Origin of the sequence: Phascolarctobacterium faecium DSM 14760, from assembly GCF_003269275.1 — a bacterium.
Taxonomy (GTDB): Bacteria; Bacillota; Negativicutes; order Acidaminococcales; family Acidaminococcaceae; genus Phascolarctobacterium; species Phascolarctobacterium faecium.
In genome coordinates this window covers 414,740-435,171 of the sequence record NZ_QLTS01000001.1, presented here as the reverse complement: position 1 = coordinate 435,171, position 20,432 = coordinate 414,740, and the positions used below count along the sequence as shown (strand labels likewise).

Genomic DNA, 20,432 nt, shown 5'->3' with positions numbered 1-20,432 from the left:
AAATAGAAAAAGGACTTTTAAATTTTCTGACGAATATTATAAGAATTAGGATCACTAAGGGGGGAAAGAAATGAACGACTGTATCTTTTGCCGAATTATTGCCGGAGAGATCCCGTCTGAAAGAGTTTATGAAGATGACAAAATGATCGTAATCCGTGATGTGGCTCCTGCTGCTCCGGTACACGTTTTAATGATACCGAAAGCTCATACTGAAAATATTATTACTGCAGAACCGGAGCTGCTCCTGTATATGTTTGGGAAAGTTAAGGAACTGGCTGAGAAACTTGGTGTTAATGAAAAAGGGTTTCGCATCGTTGCCAATACCGGTGATGATGGAGGGCAGACCGTTAAGCATTTGCATATCCATCTTTTAGGCGGTAAAGCATTGGGGTGGCCACCCTGCTGATACCTTGACAAAAGGCCTATCATAAGATATAATTTACTGGTAATATTGTGCGGTAATTGCGGTCTGACGATAGTCAGCAATAGTGCAAAAAACGCATGAAATGCATATATACACTTCCCTAAGTGTGTGGAGGGAGGGAGATCAGATGGCAGAAATTAAAGTTGGCAAAAACGAAACATTGGACAGTGCGCTGCGCAGATTTAAAAGAGCAACCCAAAAGGCCGGAATTCTTTCTGAAGTTAGAAAGCGCGAACATTATGAAAAACCGAGCGTTCAACGTAAGAAAAAATCCGAAGCAGCCAGAAAACGTAAAACCAGATAATGGGGGCGTGCTGTATGTCTATTAAAGACCAATTGACAGAAGATATGAAACAGGCCATGAAGGACCGTGAAGCAGGTAAGCTGCGTTTATCGGTTATTCGTATGGTGCGTGCTAATATTAAAAATGTCGAAATCAATGAGAAGAAGGAACTGAATGATGATGAGGTTCTGGCTATCTTGCTGAAAGAGGTCAAGATGCGGCAGGATTCTTTGGTAGAATTCGAAAAAGCCGAACGCAGTGAATTAGCCGAGCAGGCTAAAGCAGAAATTGAGATTCTCAAAAAATATCTGCCTGAACCGCTTAGCGATGAAGAATTGCGTGTTATGGTTGCTGAAGCTATCTCCGAGACTGGTGCCGAAGGACCGAAAGCGATTGGTAAAGTAATGCCTGCTGTTATGGCGAAGGCTAAGGGCCGAGCCGACGGTAAACGTATCAATCAAATGGTACGCGAACTGCTTCAATAATGAATAATTAACTTAACAGGACCGAATATTCGGTCCTGTTATTTTTTATAGCCCTTATAACAGTTATCTAACTGTTATAAGGGCTATTTTTGTGCAAAAATGCAAAAAAATCAGATTATTTTTGTAGGTTTCTACATATTAGGCTCGTCTTTAGCTTTGTATACTGAAATCAAAGAACTAAATATGGAGGTGATTATCATAGCAAAGATTGTAGAAGCTGTGGAAGCTGTTAAGCTTGTCAGGTCAGGTGATGTTGTTATGATCGGAGGTTTTGGAAATGTCGGTAATCCAAAGAGGCTGATTGATTTACTGGCAGATACAGACATACATGATTTGACTGTTATTGCCAATGATCTTGGTACTCCTAATGTAGGCTTGGGAAGGTGGGTAAGGAATAGGATGCTGAAAAAAGCTATAGGTACCTATTTTACCTATAATACTGAAGCTGCAGAATTATATTTTGATGGAAAGTTAAATTTAGAGATGATGCCACAGGGCACATTTGCAGAAAGTATCCGTGCAGGAGGCTGCGGAATTGGCGGGTTTTATACAAAGGTTGGAGCTGGCACAGAGCTGACTGCGCATTGTGAAACAAAAGTTATTGACGGCGAAGCCTATGTTTTGGCGTATCCTTTGAAAGCAGACGTAGCCTTGTTACATGCCAGAAAAGCGGATGCTATGGGGAATTTAGTTTATGAAAAAACAGCAAGAAATTTTAATCCGCTTATGGCAACAGCAGCCGCTTTGACGATTGTGGAGGTTGATGAGATTGTAGAAACCGGTATGCTTTCGCCGGAAGAGATTGTAACACCTTATATTTATGTGGATGTTTTGGTACCGCAGAATCGGGGTGCAGTTAAATGAGAAACATGTCAGAAGCGGAAACAAAAGTAAGAATTGCTAAAAGAGTTGCGGAAATGCTGCCTGACGGTGGTTTTGTCAATTTAGGTGTAGGTATTCCCACAATGGCGGTTGATTATTTACCAGCAGATAAACATATTTACATTCAGACGGAAAATGGAATGCTGGGTGTTGGGCCTAAACAACTTAGCGGGGAGGCAATAATTCCTAATCTCATTAATGCCAGTCGTACACCGGTTACTGAAACGCCCGGATGCTGTTATTTTGATAGTGCTACATCTTTTGCAATGATCAGAAGTGGGCGTATGGATGCTACAGTTATCGGAGCCATACAGATAAATGAAGCGGGAGACCTGGCAAATTGGGCTTTGCCGGGCAAAGGTGTTTTAGGACCAGGGGGAGCAATGGATCTGGTCGTTGGAGTAAAAGAGGTGATCGTTGCGACATCTCATACGGCAAAAAATGGCAGGCATAAACTGGTAAAGGATTGTACTGTGCCGCTGACTGGGCGGAAAGTAGTTAATACTTTAGTCACAGAATATGCTGTATTTAAGTTTAAGGACGGAATGATGTTTTTACTGGAACATACTTCTGATGTTACATTGGAAGAAATTGCAGCAATGACATCTGCTCATTATGAGCTGGCTGAAAAAATTAGTATAAGGGAGGTATAGATATGCTGCAGCCGGTAGTCATAGATGGAATCAGGACGCCTATAGGAAAACTGAACGGAGCAATGAAGGACATACAGCCGGAGGAAATTGCTGCCTTTTTGTTGCAGAAAATATGTGAACGTAGTCATTTTGATATCAGACTTCTGGATGCAGTAATTTTAGGGCAGGCAAAGCAGAGCAGCGACCAGCCTAATATTGCAAGATTAGCTGCATTGATGACAAAATTTCCGCTTGAAGTACAGGCTTATACAGTACACAGACAATGTGGTTCTGGTATGCAGGCTGTCCAGAATGCGGCACAGGAGATTATGTGCGGCTATGCTGACTTCGTTTTAGCTGGTGGTATCGAAAGTATGAGTAATGCCCAATATTATCTCAGAGAGGCACGGAGGGGTTATGCAGTAGGTAACGGGATTTTGCTGGATCCTAATACCGAAAGTCAGCCACGGTCACAGCCTGCTGACCAGTATGGAGTCCTGACAATGGGTATGACTGCAGAGAATATTGCTGAAAAATATGTTATCAGCAGAACGGCACAAGATTATTTTGCCTGCGAAAGTCAGGAAAAAGCTCAGGCTGCAATAAAAAGCGGACGCTTTGATGATGAGATTGAACCTTTGCCAGTAAAAAAGAAAAAAGAGATTTTGATGTTTGCTGCTGATGAGCATCCACGTTTGTCAACGATAGAAAAACTTGCAGAATTGAAGCCTGCTTTTAAAAAGGACGGCAGCGTAACGGCAGGCAATGCATCAGGACGAAATGACGGTGGAGCCATGTTGCTGATTGCTGAAGAAAGTGCGGCTGCAAAGGCAGGGTTAAAGCCTATGGCTAAAATAATCAGCCAGGCTTCAATAGGTGTTTCGCCGGCATATATGGGAATGGGGCCTGTGCCTGCAACAAGGTTGGCACTGAAAAGGGCAGGGCTAAGGATCGAAGATATTGGACTGATAGAAATCAATGAAGCATTTGCAGCACAATCATTAGCGGTCATACAGGAGCTGGAAATTGATCTGACCAGGGTCAATGTAAATGGCGGTGCAATTGCTCTGGGGCATCCGATTGGTTGCTCTGGAGCAAGGATTTTAGTAACTTTATTGCATGAAATGCAGAAAAGACAGGTAAGATATGGCTTGGCTACTTTATGTATTGCTGGAGGGCTAGGATCAGCTACGGTTTTAGAGCTGGTGTGAATGAAAAAGAAAATGGGAAAAGGAGGCGGATTTTTATGAAGACTGTAACAAAGTTCTGTCTGAAGATGGTGCAGAATTATCTTCCGGATGCTTTTATTTTGGCTATTCTCTTAACATTTGTTGTATTTTGCGGCGGAATGTTTTTAATGAACAAGAGTGCTCTGCAAATGATAGAATATTGGGGCAGAGGGTACTCATCGATGTTTGTTTTTGGGATGCAGATGGTTTTAGTTTTATTGACAGGTTATGTACTGGCATTGACACCTTTGGCTAAAAAGATTTTGAACAAGGTAACAGGTATTCCTAAAACTCCACAGCAGGCTCTTGGGTTGACTGCATTAGTATCTATTGCGTCTTGCTATATAAACTGGGGATTTGGGCTTGTTATAGGTGCAGTTCTTGCGAAAGAGGTAGGCAAAAAGGTTAAAGGCCTGCATTTTCCGCTGTTGGTAGCTGCGGCTTATGGCGGTGAGATTATTCGCGGGCCGTCTTCTTCGATTCCGCTTGTTTCAGCAACACCAGGCAATTTTATGGAGAAGCTCGGACTGCCACTGACACCGGTTGGTGATACGCTGTATTCTTACTGGAATCTGGTAATGACGGCTATCATCGTAATTATGCTGTTTATCGTGTATTTTAATATGAAACCTCCTGCTAATGAAATAGTGGAATACAGTGAAAAAGAACAAGAAAAACCAGATATAAGAATTGCTAAAAAAGATATGACATTTGCCGAAAGATTGGAAAATGCTTATTGGCTCAACGCTTTGTTTGGTTTGTTCCCATTGATTTATCTGGGAGCTAATTTTTCTAAGATTGGTTTTGACCTGAATTTGAATTTGGTCATTTTGATTTTTTTAACATTGGGTTTATATCTGCACAGCAGTCCTAACGGCTTTTTAAAGGCTGTGGCACAGGGAATCGGTGCCAGCCGCGGTATTATTTTGCAATTTCCGCTTTATGCTGGTATGTCGGGGATGATGACTGCTTCTGGTCTGGTTGATATGATTTCCATGTGGTTTGTGGAAATTTCTACAGCACATACCTTCCCTCTTTATACATTTTTATCGGCAGGGCTGGTAAATATTTTTATTCCTTCCGGAGGCGGGCAATGGGCTATCCAGGGACCAATCATGATGAAGGCTGCTGAGGCATTGGGGGCGAACATTCCGCAGACAATTATGGCTTTTGCTTGGGGAGATGGCTGGACTAATCAGATTCAACCGTTTTGGGCATTGCCGCTTTTAGGAGTTGCGGGATTATCGGCGCGTGATATTATGGGATATTGCGTTATTTGGACAATTGTTTCCGGCGTTATCATCAGTGGAACTTTTGTAATACTTAGTTTTATGTGAATGATTAATGGAAGATTTGATAATCTTGAGGCTGCTTTTATAGTTGCCTCAAGATTTTTTTACCGGAATGAAAAATAAGGCGCTGGTTTAAAATCAAGAAGGTTTTACGATGGGTAAAGTTCAGCTTTTTAGTATAACAGTTTTTGAAATCTTTGGATTTGCTAAAAAAATAACTAAATAGTAAAATCGTAATCAGGATATTCTGGAGAAAAAGAAATATATGGCATTAGAAAAGAAGGTGAGATAATGTCCAAGAAAATGGTGACCTTAAATGAATTATTGGAAATCAAAGATTTTGCCGAACGTGTGACATTGGTTAATAAGCATGGGAACTTAAACAATCAGATAACACATGTAACAATTATGGAAGGGCCTGATTTGCACGAATGGGTAACAGGAGGTGAGTTTGTTTTAACTACCTGGTATGCCTTCAGTAAAAGTCCTGACCTGCAGGAAGATGGTTTTAAAAAGCTTGCTCCGCGAATATCAGCGATAGGTATCAAAACAGGCCGTTTTATCAATAAGATCCCGCTGAAAATACTGCAGTTGGCAGATCAGTACCGGCTGCCGGTATTTGAAGTGAAAACTGCAGTCAAGTTTAGAGAACTGGTGCAGACAATCACTTCTGAAATCCAGAATTATCAAACCAATATGTTGATTGAAGTAGAAAAAAACTATCAAAAACTTATTCATACTTCACTGAATTCAGATGATCTGGCTTCGCTGGTGAATGTTTTGGGAAATCAGCTTCACAAGAATTGTTTTTGCCTGAATCATGAAGGGAAGATACTTGCTTCCTGGAGCAGACGAGGTACTCGTAAACAGGATTTTCTTGATTGGACAGAAAAAATTAAAACTGGTTTTAATGAAAGAATATATACTGATGCGGGCTTTTTTATCAATGAGCTGCATATTTTCGAATGCTATGCCCGTAGTCAGCTTATTGGGAGGTTTATTATTGTTGCTGAGGGGCAGTTAACGGAAAAAGAACGGTTGATTGGGCAACAGGGAGCTTCTTTTTTAGCCATCAAGCTGTGGGACCATTATGAAACGCTGCAGAAAACAGTGGAACGTTTTTGGAAAGAAATAAAAAATGGTGAAATCAAAAGTGGAGAAGTTATTGCTGAAAAGCTTGCTAATCTGGGATTTGTGCAGCAAAAAGCATATAATTTGATTTTATTTTCTAAAGGAAGCCATAATATAAGCAATTATTTGATTGATAGATTTTTAATTGAAGAGGAAAAATTTTATATCTTGTTATGCAGCAGTAAAGAAGCTCTTACGAGCATTAATATATTCAAAAAATATAATAAGGAACAGAATAAAATAGCTGCAGCTGTAATATCTCCTGAATTTACAGAACTGGAGCGAATTAAAGAGCATTATGAGATGTCGGTAAACGTTATCAGACTTTTATATAAATTGCATATTTCAGGAGTACGTAAGGCTGAAGAATGGCTGCCGTTCAGTTTGCTGATGCACTGCCGCAATACTTCGGAGTATAATTTTATTAAGACGACGGTGCTTGATAAACTGCAGGAATATGACAGACGCTATCAATCGAGCCTTTTGGATACACTTTCAGCGGCTTTGCGGGAAAACAGTTTAGAGGATGCAGCTGAAAGACAGCATATACATATTAATACTCTACGTTATCGGTTGGGGAAAATCAAAGAAATAACACAAAAAAATTATTTTAAAATGACAGACCGTTATTTTTTGCTGCTGTGTATTATGATCCAGAGAATGGAACATGAGCAGTTATGAAAATATATGAAAATAACAGGGCCGAAATTTTGGCCCTGTTATTTTTGTATACTTTTAAAAATATTTATGACCGGAAGCAGGGATTTTGCATAAAATAGCGTACACTATATAAATATAGGAAAAATTAATGTAAGTTCGGAAGGGTGTGAGGACAATTTCTTTAAGTAACAGACAAAAACGTATTGCCGAGATCGTGCGCCAGGATGGGCCGATCACGGGCGAACATATTGCTGAACGTCTGAATGTAACTCGTGCGGCTTTACGATCAGATCTGGCGATTTTAGTTATGGGCGGTATTTTAGATGCGCGTCCTAAAGTTGGTTATTATTTTACCGGCAAGAATACGCTGGGAATGTTGATGGAAGAAATTTCCGGCATCCTTGTACGTGATCTGCAGTCTGTGCCTGTAGCAGTCAATCAGGATAAAAGCGCCTATGAAGCTGTTGTAACTATGTTCCTGGAGGATGTAGGGACAGTATTTGTTCTTGATGAGGCTGGTCTTTTGGTAGGGGTGGTATCGCGTAAAGACTTGCTTAAAGCTGCTATCAATAATGGCAGCGATCTGCGTGAAATTCCTGTTGTAATGGTGATGACACCACTGTCTAAACTTATTGTAGTCAAACAGGAAGATTCTGTAGCTTCGGCAGCACGTAAAATTATTGATAATGAGATTGATTGTCTGCCTGTTATTAGATGTGTGGGCGAGGATAAGCGCAGTTACGAAGTAGTGGGACGTATCACTAAAACGAATTTTACCCGTCTGTTAGTGGATCTGGCAGAGGGCAAAGGAGGCAATTATCATAGCTAAATTACCGATTATCTATGCAGTTTCTGATTCTATTGGTGAAACCGCTGAGTCTGTTGTAAAGGCTACTACCAGCCAATTTGTACAGGAAAAATTTGATGTGATCCGTGTTCCTTATGTTAAAGATAAGGCGCAGGTTGAAAAGGTTATTGAAGAGGCTAAGGAAAATAATGGTATTATCTGTTATACCGTAGTTTCACCTGAATTGCGTGAACATATTGCGCATAAAGCAATGGAGCATGATGTAGAGGTTGTTGATGTTTTAGGACCGATGCTTAAGGCTATTAAAAAAACTTCCGGACTGCTGCCTAAAAACCAGGCCGGATTGATCCATGCTTTAGATCATGAATACTTTAAACGTATCGAAGCCGTAGAATTTGCTGTTAAATATGATGATGGCAAAAATCCTTTGGGACTGGCCAAAGCAGATGTTGTTATCATAGGTGTTTCAAGAACTTCTAAAACTCCGCTCAGCATGTACTTGGCACACAAACAAATAAAAGTTGCCAATGTACCGCTGGTACCGGAAATCATGCCTCCTGAAGAATTATTTAAAGTTCCTCCGCATAAAATCATTGGCCTGCTTATTGATCCGTTTAAACTTAATGAGATCCGCAGCGAACGTTTGAAAACTATGGGACTGACAGATGGTGCCGCTTATGCTGATGTTAAACGGATTAATGAAGAGCTTGAATATGCAAAAGGTATTATGCGTCGTCTGCATTGTACTATTATCAATGTATCTAACCGTGCGATCGAAGAAACAGCAGGTATGATCTTAGAGTATGTGCAGAAAAATAAAGACCGCCGCTAAATAAAAATAACCCTCGCTTAAGCGAGGGTTATTTAAACTGTAAAACTAATTTACAAAAACTTTTTCACGGACATTGTAAATGACTTCGCCATTTTTAGGTTCACCGTTGACGATTACATTACCGTTAAAAACAGCATTTTTTGTGCTCCAGTTAAAGCTGCCGGTATCGGCGCTGATGATCATATCACCTTGAGTAAAGTTCATATTACCTGCTACGTAGGCAGTTTTTTCTTTACCGTATACATCGACTGTATCACAATCGAAGGTGATATCTCCTTCGCGCAGGGTAATATTACCTTGTCCATGTACCTCAAGTTTATACATACTTACCTGTGCGGCATCGCCGGTGATGATTCTGTCACCAATTTCAACATGGACGTTGCCCTGCAGATCATAAACTCCTGTAAAAGGGTTAAAAGTTTGTTTATCACTGGTTACCTGCGGCTCTGCCAGACAAATTGCAGGAACTAAGAGCAACAGTAAAACAAAGATAAAAATTTTTTTCATTCAGTTCACCTCACATGAGTAATTATATTACTTAATGTGCCTGGTGACAATGCTTGAAAGTGAAATAAAGGTGAAGAATAATGTTATCAGTTAGAGAAATAAGCGAGAATATAGAACAGGAAACACTGGCACCCTGGGCGGCTAAAAGTTCGCAGGCAGTACGTGATAGTGAGGAGGCTGCCGATGATCTGCGCACGGCTTTCCAGCGTGATCGGGACCGGATCATCCACAGTACTCCTTTTCGTAAGTTAAAACATAAAACACAGGTATATTTATGTCCGGGTGATCATTACCGTACGCGTCTTACTCATAGCATGGAAGTGTCGCAGATTGCCAGGACTATTGCCAGAGCATTGAGATTAAACGAGGATCTTACAGAAGCTGCTGCTTTAGGGCATGATCTTGGGCACACTCCTTTTGGACATGCAGGGGAGCGGGCAATTAATTCTTATACTGGACATTTTAAACATAATGAACAGAGCCTTCGTCTCGTAGAATTGTATGGGCGGAAGGGGAAAGGGCTGAATCTGACCCGTGAAGTTCGTGATGCTATTGTTAACCATACAGGCAGTACGATGCCAAAGACGCTTGAAGGGCAAGTGGTGCGGCGTTGTGATCGTATCGCTTATCTGTGCCATGATTTCGATGATGGATGCAAAGTTGGCATCATCGGTCCTGAAAAATTGCCAGGTATCGTCGCTATGCGCTTAGGAACAGAACCAAGCCAGATATTGGATGTGCTTGTTCATAATATTGTGGAGTTATCACTGAATCAGCCGCAAATTATTATTGATAAATATTATGAAGAAGCTGTTGAAGAATTTCGCAATTTTATGTTTGATTATATTTACTGTTCGCCCCAGCTGACGGTTGAACATAACAAGGCAGAACATGTTGTTAGGACTCTTATGGATTTATATATGGAGTATCCGCAGCTGTTGCCAAGAGAATATGGGGAACTGGCAGATCGTTTCGGATTGCAGCAGACTGTAGTCGATTTTGTGGGTGGACTGACAGATGCAGGAGCTGTGCAGCTATTTAATAAACATTACATTCCCATAATATAAACTTGTCGTAATGCTAAAATTATCTACCGTTAAAAAGAGGATTTTTTTGTTAAATATTGAATATAATAAATCAGATGGTATTCGAGGTGACAGGAGCAATAATTATGAGTGGTATGTTTGATGATTTTAAAGAGCAGGTTCGCTCCCAAGCTAATATCGTCGAGATAATTTCTGAATATGTACCGCTAAAAAAGCGCGGCGGCAGTTTTTGGGGCTGCTGCCCTTTCCACGGAGAAAAAACACCGTCCTTTTCCGTAACGCCGGACAAGAACTTTTTTTATTGTTATGGCTGTCATGTTGGCGGTGATGTTTTTACCTTTGTGATGAAAATGGAAAATTGCACGTTCCCAGAGGCTTTAAAGCTTCTGGCAAATAAATTGGGTATTGCTGTTCCTGAAAAGGAAAAGACTAAAGCTGAACTGGAACGTGAGAAACAGGCAAAACAGGTTATTGCCGCTAATGAACTGGCGACGCGTTTTTTTCAGGCCTGTTTGACGAAGACTGATTATGGAATTAAAGCACAGGAGTATCTCACAGGACGCGGCATTACACCTGAGATTATCGAGCGGTTTTCAATCGGGGTGGCACTGCCGAACTATAACGCATTGCTTTCAGCACTTGGAAAACGTGGATGTAGTGCTGGACTGTTGGTGCAGGCCGGGCTGGCGGTAAACTATGACCGTGGGCCGATGGATAAGTTCCGTGGCAGAGTGATGATACCTATTCAGGATCCACGTGGTCATGTAGTTGGTTTCGGCGGTCGTATTTTAGAGCAAAATTCTCAACAGATGGCAAAATACATGAATACTGGTGAAACAGAGTGGTTTAACAAAAGAACTCTTCTGTTCGGGATGAATGTGGCTTTAAAGGAAATAAAGAAACGCAGGCAGGCCGTGATTGTTGAAGGTTATATGGATGCAATCAGTTTACATGCTGCTGGTATCGATTGGGCTGTTGCTTCAATGGGGACGGCTTTTGCGCAGGAGCAGGCTAAACTTTTAGCTCGTGCCGCTGATGAAGTAGTTTTTTCGTATGACAGCGACGCAGCTGGACAACGGGCCACTGTAAGGGCAGTAAGCATTGCTAAAGAAGCCGGGCTTAAAGTCAGAGTGCTCATAGTGCCTGATGGGAAAGATCCTGATGAATTTGTGCGTAAGCACGGTAAAGATGCTTATCTACGGCTGATTGAAACAGCTGTTTCAGGTATAGAATTTCAGATGCAGTATGTCATTTCTCAAAATAATGTTTCAAATTTAGCAGGAAAAGTTGAAGCTGTGTCGAATATACTACCATTCCTACTAGAGTGCAAAAATGAAATTGAGGTTGCACAGCATATCAAAACGCTGGCCCAACGTTTGACAATTGACGAAGGGCTCATCATGAGTGAATATCGTAAGCTAAGCCGTAAAAATGATCGTAGGGAAGCCGTGTCTAAATGGCAGGTACAGCCCAACGTACTTTCAGCTGAAGATTTAGCAGAGCAGCTTTTGCTTTACGTTATTTTAAAAAATACCGATTTGGCGCTTGTTTACAGAGATAAAATTGATAGTGTCGGTTTTATGTCAAAATTTCGCGGAGAAATCTATGAAGGATTGCTGAAGCAGCTTGATGCTGGCAATCAGAGTGCTGCTGATAAGCTTTTTACAGAACTGTCAAATGAAGCGGCCACGGAGCTGGCGCAGATTATGACAAAAGATCTTGCGGAAGAAAACGGTGAAAAACTAGTAGATGATTGCCTGCGGCAGATGCGCAGGGGCGCTTTGGAACGTAGCTATGAAGAGCACCGTCTGCGCGCCGACGAATATGAACGTTTGGGGGATGACCGCTTTTTGCAGGAACTTGCGGAAAGCCAGAAAATTAAAGATGAAATCAAAAAATTATATTAAAAAACAACAGCAGATATTAAGCAACGAAAGGAGGGAACACCATGGCTAATACTAAAATTTCTGCCGACCAGGTAGAGGAATTATTACTTAAAGGCAAATCTCACGGCGGTGTTCTCACTTATCGTGAAATTATGGATTCTATGCAAAACGTAGAAGATATGACTCCGGACGATATGGACAGTATGTATGAGTTGATTGCCCAAAAAGGCATCGACGTAGTCGACGAAAACAGCGATGATGATGTACTGCCGGTCAACGATGATGATACGGAAGAAATCAATGAAGCAGAGCTGGCTAATCTCAGTGTGCCTGAAGGGGTAAGCATTGATGATCCGGTCAGGATGTATCTTAAGGAGATCGGCCGTGTACCGCTTTTGATCGGCGAAGATGAAATCAAGCTTGCTAAACGTATGGATAAGGGAAAACAGGCCGAAAGGCTGATGAATTCGTCATTGCCTGCAGCTTTGGTTCCTGCTTACAGCGGTAAAGAAAAAACTGCTACTCTGATCAAAAAAATCAAGAAGCATTTGGAACAGGAACATAAAAGCTGTGAACTGCGCAATGTTGAAAAAGTGCTTGGAATTATTGCGAGGGCGGCTGCAGCGGGTACTCCCTGTACATTGTCTGAATATCAGGATCTTATTGTTGAGTTTACTAAAGATGAGCGTTTGCATTTACAACGTATGATGCAGGAACACAATGTGATGATCCCAGACTGTGATAAAATGGTAGTCGATCGTCAGACCAGTGATAAAGAAGTACATGCGCTGTTTGAGATCAAGACTTTACTTGACGAGATCAAGCGCCGCTTACCAGAAGAAAATGATGCTGCTGTTTTTGATAGCTATATGACGTTGGAAGAAGATTACGGAAAACTTTTGGAAGAAGTTTTTGAAGAAGGAGAAGCCGCAAAACGATGTTTATCGGAAGCTAATCTTCGTTTGGTTGTCAGCATTGCAAAACGTTATGTTGGCCGGGGAATGCTCTTTTTAGACCTTATTCAGGAAGGTAACCTTGGTCTTATCAAAGCAGTAGAAAAATTTGATTATAATAAAGGCTTTAAATTCAGTACTTATGCCACTTGGTGGATTCGTCAGGCTATTACACGCGCTATTGCTGACCAGGCCCGCACCATTCGTATACCTGTGCATATGGTTGAAACAATCAATAAACTGATTCGCGTATCACGTCAACTGCTGCAGGAACTTGGGCGGGAACCTATGCCGGAAGAGATTGCAAAGGAAATGGATACTACTGTTGATCGTGTTCGTGAGATTATGAAAATCGCACAGGAACCGGTATCATTGGAAACTCCTATCGGTGAAGAAGAAGATTCGCATTTGGGGGATTTTATTGAAGATCATGATGCACCGGCACCAGCTGATGCTGCTTCGTTCACTTTATTGCGTGAGCAGTTGGAAGAAGTCTTGGAAACACTGACTGTGCGTGAAAAGAAGGTTTTAGAACTGCGTTTTGGTTTGGAAGACGGGCGTTCACGTACCCTGGAAGAAGTAGGGCAGCATTTTGGTGTAACCAGAGAACGTATTCGTCAAATCGAGGCCAAAGCTTTACATAAGCTGCGTCATCCAAGCCGCAGTAAACGGTTAAAAGACTTCTTGGAATAATCGGTTTAGCTTGACAACTCGACCAAATTTGTTTAGAATATTACTGTTGACCATTGAGACAACGCATGGTACTATGGGCCTATAGCTCAGTGGTAGAGCCACCGGCTCATAACCGGTTGGTCGCTGGTTCGAACCCAGCTGGGCCCACCAAATAAAAAGCAAGCCGCAACCTTTGGTTGCGGCTTTTTTGTGTATTTTTTAATATTTAACAGCTCTTGGATAGTATTACTGATTAATCAAGATGGGCTGCATTATGTTTGATAAAAGTTCCTTTGTCAAGTTCTTTAAAAGCCTCATTTAGCTCTTCGCGCGTATTCATCACAATTGGTCCACCCCAAGATACAGGTTCTTTTAAAGGCTTAGCAGAACAGAACATAAAACGTAATTGTTTATCTGATTCAGAACTGACAGATATTTCATCGCCCTCACTAAAGAGCACTGCAGTTTTTTCTGGAATATTGGTGCCGTCTATTATAGCATTGCCTTCAATCAAAAAGATAAAAACATTATCCTCAGTTTTAGTTGGCAGTGTGATTGACTTGCCTGCCTGTAGTTCTACATCATAGATAGTTGCCTTGATATGAGGTGGTTCAACACCTTTTATAGAGTCATATTCACCTGCAAGCACATGTATTATAGCATTATCTGTTTTTTTACTGCCTATCATATTTCCGGTAATGTCAAAATAGGTTGGATCAGTCATTTTTTCTTTTTGGGGCAGGTTCAGCCAAAGCTGTACGCCAAGCATATGTTTGCTGGCCTGGGGCATTTCCTGGTGCATGATACCACTGCCGGCAGTCATCCATTGGCTTTCGCCGCTGCTGATTGTTCCTTTATTGCCTAAACTATCCTGGTGTGTCATTTCGCCTTGAACAAGATAAGAAATAGTTTCAATACCTCTATGAGGATGGATTGGAAAACCCTTAATGTAGTCGGTAGGATTATGTGAGTCAAAAGAATCCAGCATTAAAAACGGGTCATAGTCCATTACTGTATCGTGGCCAAGTACACGGACCAGATGTACGCCTGCGCCATCAATTGTACGTTGTCCTGTAGTTAATTTTTTTATTTTTCTTGTAGTCATAAAAATCAGTCCTTTCTTGTAAAAAAATAGCTTCATAAGAATTCCAATGATTTTCTTGAAGTTTAATTTTACTTTCTGAATTAATCATATTAAAGAAATATGAATTAAGCAATGCTAAAAAACTTGAAAAAAAGTTTAAAATAATTGTTTTTAGAGGGAATGGCTTGTTTAGAAGCGTTATTACTCCTTATATCGAATCTAAAATGCTTTTTACTAATTGTTTCGATTATATTTTGGAAAATGTTGATAATAGTTACTTTTAGAAAATATTTTGAAAATAAAGTAAGAGGTTAACTTTATTGTCACACTTTTTTTAACGGATAGTGCTATAATTTACTACGTAAGACTGGAGGTTGATTATATGAGCAGTTTAAACAGGCAGTCTTTAGGTGAGGAAATAGCTAATGCCGTTTCACATGGCATCGGCGCACTGTTGGCTGTTCTTGGTACTGTTGTTTTGATCGTTTATGCATCCTATAACAGCAGTGTCAGCGGTATTGTCAGTGCGGCGATATATGGTTTTTGCCTGATTTTTCTTTATCTGATGTCTACAATATATCATGCTATAACAAACAGTACCGCGAAAAAGATTTTTCAGGTGCTTGATCATTGTTCGATTTTTCTTTTGATTTTAGGTAGTTATGTACCTATTTGTATTGTTTTATTACCGCCTGAGTTAGGTTGGAAGTTATTGGGGATAAATTTACTGCTGACAGTTGTAGGGATCACTCTCAATGCGATAAGTCTCAGCAGGTGGGAAAAACTGTCGTTGCTGATGTATGTGCTTATGGGATGGTCTGTTATTATTGCTTTGCCGTATTTGTGGAAAATGTTGCCTGCAGATGGTCTAATGTTGTTAGTAAGTGGTGGATTAGCTTATACAATAGGAATTTTTTTCTATGCTGATAAAAAACATAAATTTATGCATTCAGTATGGCATTTATTTGTGATGACTGGCAGTGTTTTGCATTATTTTTTTGTGCTGTATTTTATTTTGTAAATAATAAAATACAGCACTAATATCAGGAGATGGTATAATAAAATCAGCGGGGTATAATATATTGGGGTGAAGATAATGAAGCAGCAGGATTATACTATAATTTTTGTAATTTTTCTTTATATTTTCGTGTTACGGCGTTTAAATTTCAATATCTCTGACAGCGGGGATATAGTAACGCTTTTATTATGTTTCTTTCTGGTATTTCGTAGTGCCTTTAGAATTTATAGTGATAAAAATAATTCGGATGAGAATCAAAAGTAAAATAAAAAGAATACCATATGGTATTCTTTTTATTTTATAATACAGAGGAATTTAGGCAAGGGTTACAATGTACTGGTTGTTGTTTGCGCTATCTTGAATATAAACATTTCGATTATTTATTCTAGCTAACGTCAAATTGTCGCCTACAGTAGGCGACAGTGTTCCAACCACCACCGTAAATGTGCATGGAACTCCGTTATTACCAGTAGTGTAGGTACCGCTATAAGTGTTGCTATTAAAGGTTAAAGTGTCCATAACTATCATCTTCTTTCTGTTATTATTGTAGAATAGGGAGATTTTACGATGGTGGAAGTAATAGAGTTAATGATATATGAAATGTTTGAATTGCCAGATAGTTATTAAATAACTGAGCATATGTAATAAGAAAGCACTGTATAATTTTAAGAAGAAATGTCGGTTTAGGAATAACTAAAAAAATATCAATAAACCCCTGTCGTTTTAAAACGACAGGGGTTTATTGATATTTTTACTATATAAATTTTATTTTTGATCAGGGACTTTAAGTACAGCGCCTGTTGCTGCTGAAGAAACCAAGGCTGCATAGCGAGCTAAGTAACCGCTGGTTACTTTAGGAGGCGGGCATATCCACGCTTCACGACGTCTGGACAGTTCTTCGTTAGAAACTTTAACATTAAGTGTGCGGTTGGGAATATCGATTTCGATGATATCACCGTTTTGTATAAGTGCAATATTACCGCCTTCACGTGCTTCAGGGGAAATATGACCGATGCAGGCCCCGCGGGTTGCACCGGAAAAACGCCCATCCGTAAGGAGCGCCACATCTTTATCAAGTCCCATACCGGCCAGTACTGATGTGGGATTGAGCATTTCGCGCATACCTGGTCCGCCTTTGGGTCCCTCATAACGAATGACTACGACATCTCCTTTTTCTATTTGTTTACCGCAGATTGCCGCAATAGCTTCATCTTCTGAATCGTAGACTTTAGCAGGGCCAGAATGTACAAGCATTTCTTCGGCGACGGCACTTTCTTTGACTACGCTGCAGTCGGGGGCGATATTGCCTTTGAGTACAGCAATGCCGCCTGTTTTGCGATAAGGATTCTCAACGCTGTGAATAACATCAGGACGGGTGATAACAGCATCAATAAAATTTTCGCCCATAGTCTGACCTGTTACTGATTTTGCTTCCTTATGAATCAGGTTGAGTTTACTGAGTTCATGCATCACGGCATTGATTCCGCCAGCTTCATTAAGGTCAATGATATGATGGCTGCCACCAGGGCTAAGTTTAGTCAGATAAGGAGTTTTTTTGCTTATTTCATCAAATAATTCTAATGGTAATTCTAAGTCTGCTTCGTGGGCAATCGCGGGTAAATGTAAGGCAGTATTGGAAGAACCTCCGATTGCCATATCAACAGTTATGGCATTTTCGAAAGCGTCCATTGTCATAATATCACGCGGACACAGGTTTTGAGCAACAAGGTCCATGATTTTAGCACCTGCATGTTTGGCAAGAGCGATACGGGCACCCTGGTAAGCTGCTGGTATAGTACCGTTACCGGGTAAGCCCATACCAAGTACTTCAGTAAGGCAGTTCATAGTGTTAGCAGTGAACAGACCAGAACAGCTGCCGCAGCCTGGGCATGCGGCATGTTCGATGATGCTGAGTTCTGTTTTGTCGATTTTTCCTGCTTCAAAACGACCGGCGGCTTCAAAAACAGTGGAAACACTGATGTCGGTTCCGTTAAGACGTCCGGGAAGCATAGGCCCGCCGCTGACAACGATTGCGGGAATATTAAGACGTGCGGCTGCCATAAGCATACCCGGCACGATTTTATCACAGTTAGGAATGAGTACAAGACCGTCGAACGCGTGACCGTTAGCTACAGCTTCAATACTGTCGGCTACAAGTTCGCGGCTGGCGAGAGGATATTTCATACCGTTATGGCCCATGGCAATGCCATCGCAGATACCGATTGCAGGGAATTCGATCGGAGTTCCGCCAGCAGCTAAAATACCATGTTTAACAGCTTTGGCAATCTGGTCGAGGTGCATATGTCCGGGGATTATTTCGTTTTGGGCGTTAACTACGCCGATAAGCGGTTTTTTTAAGTCTTCTTCGGTGTAACCCATCGCATAAAATAAAGAGCGGTGAGCTGCTCTGGTTGAACCAAGCTTTACTTCTTCACTACGCATAATTTTAATAACCTCTTTCCCTTAAATGTCTCTTTTATCTGTCTGTCTATCCAAGTATAAGGATATTAAAAAAATTTTACGGTATTTTACGAAAAATGTCAATTTAACAGATAATTGTGTAAGCTATGATTTCACCGTTTTTTTACAGGATAAGGGACTTTTTAGGTAGCCAAGGAACAGAAGATTATTATATAATATAAAAGCAACAGGTTTACATAATAAAATTTAAGTTAAGAGGTGTGATATATGAAAACAAAGATCACTGAGCTTTTAGGAATCAAGTATCCTATCATTCAGGGTGGCATGGCCTGGACTTCAGATGCAAATCTGGCAGCTGCTGTTTCCAATGCCGGCGGCGCTGGTATTATTGCTACAGGTGGCCGCACTGTAGAGTGGACCCGCGATGAAATCCGAAAAGCCAAAGATTTGACCGCTAAACCTTTCGGCGTCAATATCATGCTGATGGCTCCTAATATTGCAGAGATTATTGATGTGGTTTGTGAAGAAAAAGTTGCCTTTGTAACTTTGGGCGCTGGCAATCCTGTTCCTCATATCGAAAAATTTCATGCTGCAGAAATTAAAGTTATTCCTGTAGTTCCAAGTGTCAAATTGGCAAAGCGTGTTGAAGAAGCAGGTGTTGATGCCATGGTCATCGAAGGTATGGAGGGTGGCGGGCATATAGGTCAGCAAACTACTATGGCTTTAATGACAAACGTACTGCCGCTAATCAAAAAAGTACCGGTTTTGGTAGCAGGTGGTATTTCAGATGGACGTGGAATTGCGGCAGCGCTTATGATGGGGGCTGACGGTGTACAGATGGGATCACGTTTTATTCTGACGGACGAATGTCCTACCCATCCTAAAGCTAAAGAAGCCATTATTAAGGCTACTGATACTGATTCTGCTGTAACTGGTTTTTCGCGCAATAATGCTGTGCGTTGCCTGAAAAATGAGTTTACCAAAGAATATTTAGAAAAAGAATGCAGCGGTGCGCCGCAGCAGGAATTAAACGATTTTGCTACGGGAACTAACCGTTTAGGTGCGGTGGAAGGCGATATTGTCCACGGAGCTGTTTTAGTAGGGCAAAGTCTGAACGTTTTAAACGACATTCTGCCTTGTGCTGAAGTGATGGAAAGATTGATAGCTGAAGCAAGAGATACTTTAGCTAATGCGAAAAATATTGTGCTGTAAGCATAGTGATTAATTGAAAACGCAGCCGGGGATGACTTCGGCTGCGTTTTATATATCTTAATGTTAAATAGTGGCATCGAAAATAGTTTGAATAAATAATGGCTCTATAGTATAATATTATGGTAAAAATATCTTGCGATTTGTAAGGTTTAAAGATTTAGGGGGAATATGACAATGTCCGGACATTCGAAATGGGCAAACATCAAACACAAAAAGGGTAAAGCTGACGCAGCACGCGGTCAGATTACTACCAAAATCGGCCGCGAGATTACGATTGCGGTAAGAATGGGTGGCCCTGACCCTACCGGCAATATGAAATTGAAATTGGCTTTATCAAAAGCTAAGGCCAATAATGTTCCTAAAGATAACATTCAGCGCGCTATCCAAAAAGGGCAGGGTGCTGCAGATGCTTCTAATTATGAGGAAATTACTTACGAAGGTTATGGTCCTGCTGGTGTTGCTGTAATGGTAAGCACTTTGACTGATAACCGTAACCGTACTGCTGCCGATGTTCGTCACGTATTTTCTAAATACGGTGGGAACATGGGCGAGACTGGTTGTGTAAATTGGATGTTCAAACGCAAAGGCGTTTTTAGTATCGACAGTGAAGCCGGCTATACGGAAGATGATTTGATGTTGATAGCGTTAGAGGCAGGTGCTGAAGATGTTAAAGCTGAGGAAGAAGGTTTTGAGATAGTTACCGAGCCTGAGGATTTTGATGCTGTTGAAAAAGCTCTTGCTGATAATAATATCGAAGTCATGATGTCTGAGATCGCAATGCTCCCTGACACAATGGCAGAACTGTCTGACGAAGACGTTGTTAAAGTCAGGAAAATGCTTGAGGCATTGGAGGACTTAGACGATGTGCAGGATGTTTATACAAACGCAGACCTGCCGGAAGAAGACGAAGAATAAATTGTGCGACAGGCAGGCTCACCAAGGCCTGCCTGCTTTCTATCATAATCAGGAGGGAGC

Annotated in this window: 19 protein-coding genes and 1 tRNA gene; 17 read left to right on the top strand and 3 right to left on the bottom strand. The window is 41.0% G+C overall.

Annotated elements, in window-relative coordinates; genetic code table 11:
• Positions 1 to 70: 70 nt before the first annotated feature.
• The 10 genes from C8D73_RS02065 (at position 71) to C8D73_RS02020 (ending at position 8,658) form a co-directional block, all read left to right on the top strand.
• The gene (locus C8D73_RS02065) at positions 71 to 406 is read left to right on the top strand and encodes a histidine triad nucleotide-binding protein (protein WP_021717590.1); all 336 of its coding nucleotides are present in this window, start codon (positions 71 to 73) and stop codon (positions 404 to 406) included.
• 145 nt (positions 407 to 551) lie between these two features.
• Positions 552 to 728, top strand: a complete 177-nt coding sequence (gene rpsU, locus C8D73_RS02060) for a 30S ribosomal protein S21 (protein ID WP_021717591.1) — start codon at positions 552 to 554, stop codon at positions 726 to 728.
• 14 nt (positions 729 to 742) lie between these two features.
• Positions 743 to 1,192, top strand: a complete 450-nt coding sequence (locus C8D73_RS02055) for a GatB/YqeY domain-containing protein (RefSeq protein ID WP_021717592.1) — start codon at positions 743 to 745, stop codon at positions 1,190 to 1,192.
• Between the two features lie 99 nt (positions 1,193 to 1,291).
• Positions 1,292 to 2,056 (top strand): CoA transferase subunit A, encoded by a 765-nt coding sequence (locus C8D73_RS02050; RefSeq protein WP_211305764.1) that lies wholly within the window; start codon positions 1,292 to 1,294, stop codon positions 2,054 to 2,056.
• On the top strand, positions 2,053 to 2,727 hold the full coding sequence (locus C8D73_RS02045) for a 3-oxoacid CoA-transferase subunit B (protein WP_197714917.1): 675 nt from the start codon (positions 2,053 to 2,055) through the stop codon (positions 2,725 to 2,727). The genes C8D73_RS02050 and C8D73_RS02045 overlap by 4 nt, the downstream gene beginning before the upstream one ends.
• Before the next feature lie 2 nt (positions 2,728 to 2,729).
• Positions 2,730 to 3,917, top strand: a complete 1,188-nt coding sequence (locus tag C8D73_RS02040; RefSeq protein WP_113077161.1) for a thiolase family protein — start codon at positions 2,730 to 2,732, stop codon at positions 3,915 to 3,917.
• A gap of 35 nt (positions 3,918 to 3,952) precedes the next feature.
• Positions 3,953 to 5,272: a short-chain fatty acid transporter gene (locus C8D73_RS02035; RefSeq protein WP_113077160.1), complete on the top strand. Its 1,320-nt coding sequence runs from the start codon at positions 3,953 to 3,955 to the stop codon at positions 5,270 to 5,272.
• A gap of 246 nt (positions 5,273 to 5,518) precedes the next feature.
• Positions 5,519 to 7,039: a PucR family transcriptional regulator ligand-binding domain-containing protein gene (locus C8D73_RS02030; RefSeq protein ID WP_113077159.1), complete on the top strand. Its 1,521-nt coding sequence runs from the start codon at positions 5,519 to 5,521 to the stop codon at positions 7,037 to 7,039.
• 145 nt (positions 7,040 to 7,184) lie between these two features.
• Entirely contained in the window at positions 7,185 to 7,847 is a 663-nt protein-coding gene (gene ccpN, locus C8D73_RS02025) for a transcriptional regulator CcpN (RefSeq protein WP_021717598.1), read from the top strand.
• Positions 7,840 to 8,658 carry a pyruvate, phosphate dikinase/phosphoenolpyruvate synthase regulator gene (locus C8D73_RS02020; protein WP_170123164.1) on the top strand — a complete coding sequence of 273 codons (819 nt, stop codon included), beginning with the start codon at positions 7,840 to 7,842 and terminating at the stop codon, positions 8,656 to 8,658. The genes ccpN and C8D73_RS02020 overlap by 8 nt, the downstream gene beginning before the upstream one ends.
• A gap of 45 nt (positions 8,659 to 8,703) precedes the next feature.
• Here C8D73_RS02020 and C8D73_RS02015 read toward each other — a convergent pair whose 3' ends face one another.
• Entirely contained in the window at positions 8,704 to 9,165 is a 462-nt protein-coding gene (locus C8D73_RS02015) for a hypothetical protein (protein ID WP_021717600.1), read from the bottom strand.
• Between the two features lie 80 nt (positions 9,166 to 9,245).
• On the opposite strand from C8D73_RS02015, the gene C8D73_RS02010 reads away from it, so the two are divergent.
• The 4 genes from C8D73_RS02010 (at position 9,246) to C8D73_RS01995 (ending at position 13,893) form a co-directional block, all read left to right on the top strand.
• Positions 9,246 to 10,232: a deoxyguanosinetriphosphate triphosphohydrolase gene (locus tag C8D73_RS02010; RefSeq protein WP_113077157.1), complete on the top strand. Its 987-nt coding sequence runs from the start codon at positions 9,246 to 9,248 to the stop codon at positions 10,230 to 10,232.
• Positions 10,233 to 10,336: 104 nt separating this feature from the next.
• The gene (gene dnaG / locus C8D73_RS02005) at positions 10,337 to 12,118 is read left to right on the top strand and encodes a DNA primase (protein ID WP_021717602.1); all 1,782 of its coding nucleotides are present in this window, start codon (positions 10,337 to 10,339) and stop codon (positions 12,116 to 12,118) included.
• Positions 12,119 to 12,159: 41 nt separating this feature from the next.
• Positions 12,160 to 13,743: an RNA polymerase sigma factor RpoD gene (gene rpoD, locus C8D73_RS11320; RefSeq protein ID WP_113077155.1), complete on the top strand. Its 1,584-nt coding sequence runs from the start codon at positions 12,160 to 12,162 to the stop codon at positions 13,741 to 13,743.
• Positions 13,744 to 13,818: 75 nt separating this feature from the next.
• Positions 13,819 to 13,893: transfer RNA gene (locus C8D73_RS01995), tRNA-Ile, on the top strand.
• A gap of 82 nt (positions 13,894 to 13,975) precedes the next feature.
• On the opposite strand, the gene C8D73_RS01990 is transcribed toward C8D73_RS01995, so the two are convergent.
• Complete coding sequence (locus C8D73_RS01990) at positions 13,976 to 14,827, bottom strand: pirin family protein (RefSeq protein WP_113077366.1); 852 nt, start codon at positions 14,825 to 14,827, stop codon at positions 13,976 to 13,978.
• A 361-nt stretch (positions 14,828 to 15,188) separates the two neighbouring features.
• On the opposite strand from C8D73_RS01990, the gene trhA reads away from it, so the two are divergent.
• On the top strand, positions 15,189 to 15,827 hold the full coding sequence (gene trhA, locus C8D73_RS01985; RefSeq protein ID WP_021717605.1) for a PAQR family membrane homeostasis protein TrhA: 639 nt from the start codon (positions 15,189 to 15,191) through the stop codon (positions 15,825 to 15,827).
• 762 nt (positions 15,828 to 16,589) lie between these two features.
• Here the strand turns inward: trhA and ilvD are convergent.
• Positions 16,590 to 18,266: a dihydroxy-acid dehydratase gene (gene ilvD, locus C8D73_RS01975; RefSeq protein ID WP_113077154.1), complete on the bottom strand. Its 1,677-nt coding sequence runs from the start codon at positions 18,264 to 18,266 to the stop codon at positions 16,590 to 16,592.
• A 246-nt stretch (positions 18,267 to 18,512) separates the two neighbouring features.
• On the opposite strand from ilvD, the gene C8D73_RS01970 reads away from it, so the two are divergent.
• Positions 18,513 to 19,457: a nitronate monooxygenase gene (locus C8D73_RS01970; protein ID WP_021717607.1), complete on the top strand. Its 945-nt coding sequence runs from the start codon at positions 18,513 to 18,515 to the stop codon at positions 19,455 to 19,457.
• 174 nt (positions 19,458 to 19,631) lie between these two features.
• A complete protein-coding gene (locus C8D73_RS01965; protein ID WP_021717608.1) occupies positions 19,632 to 20,372 on the top strand; it encodes a YebC/PmpR family DNA-binding transcriptional regulator in 741 nt (246 codons plus the stop codon).
• The last annotated feature ends 60 nt before the right edge of the window (positions 20,373 to 20,432 follow it).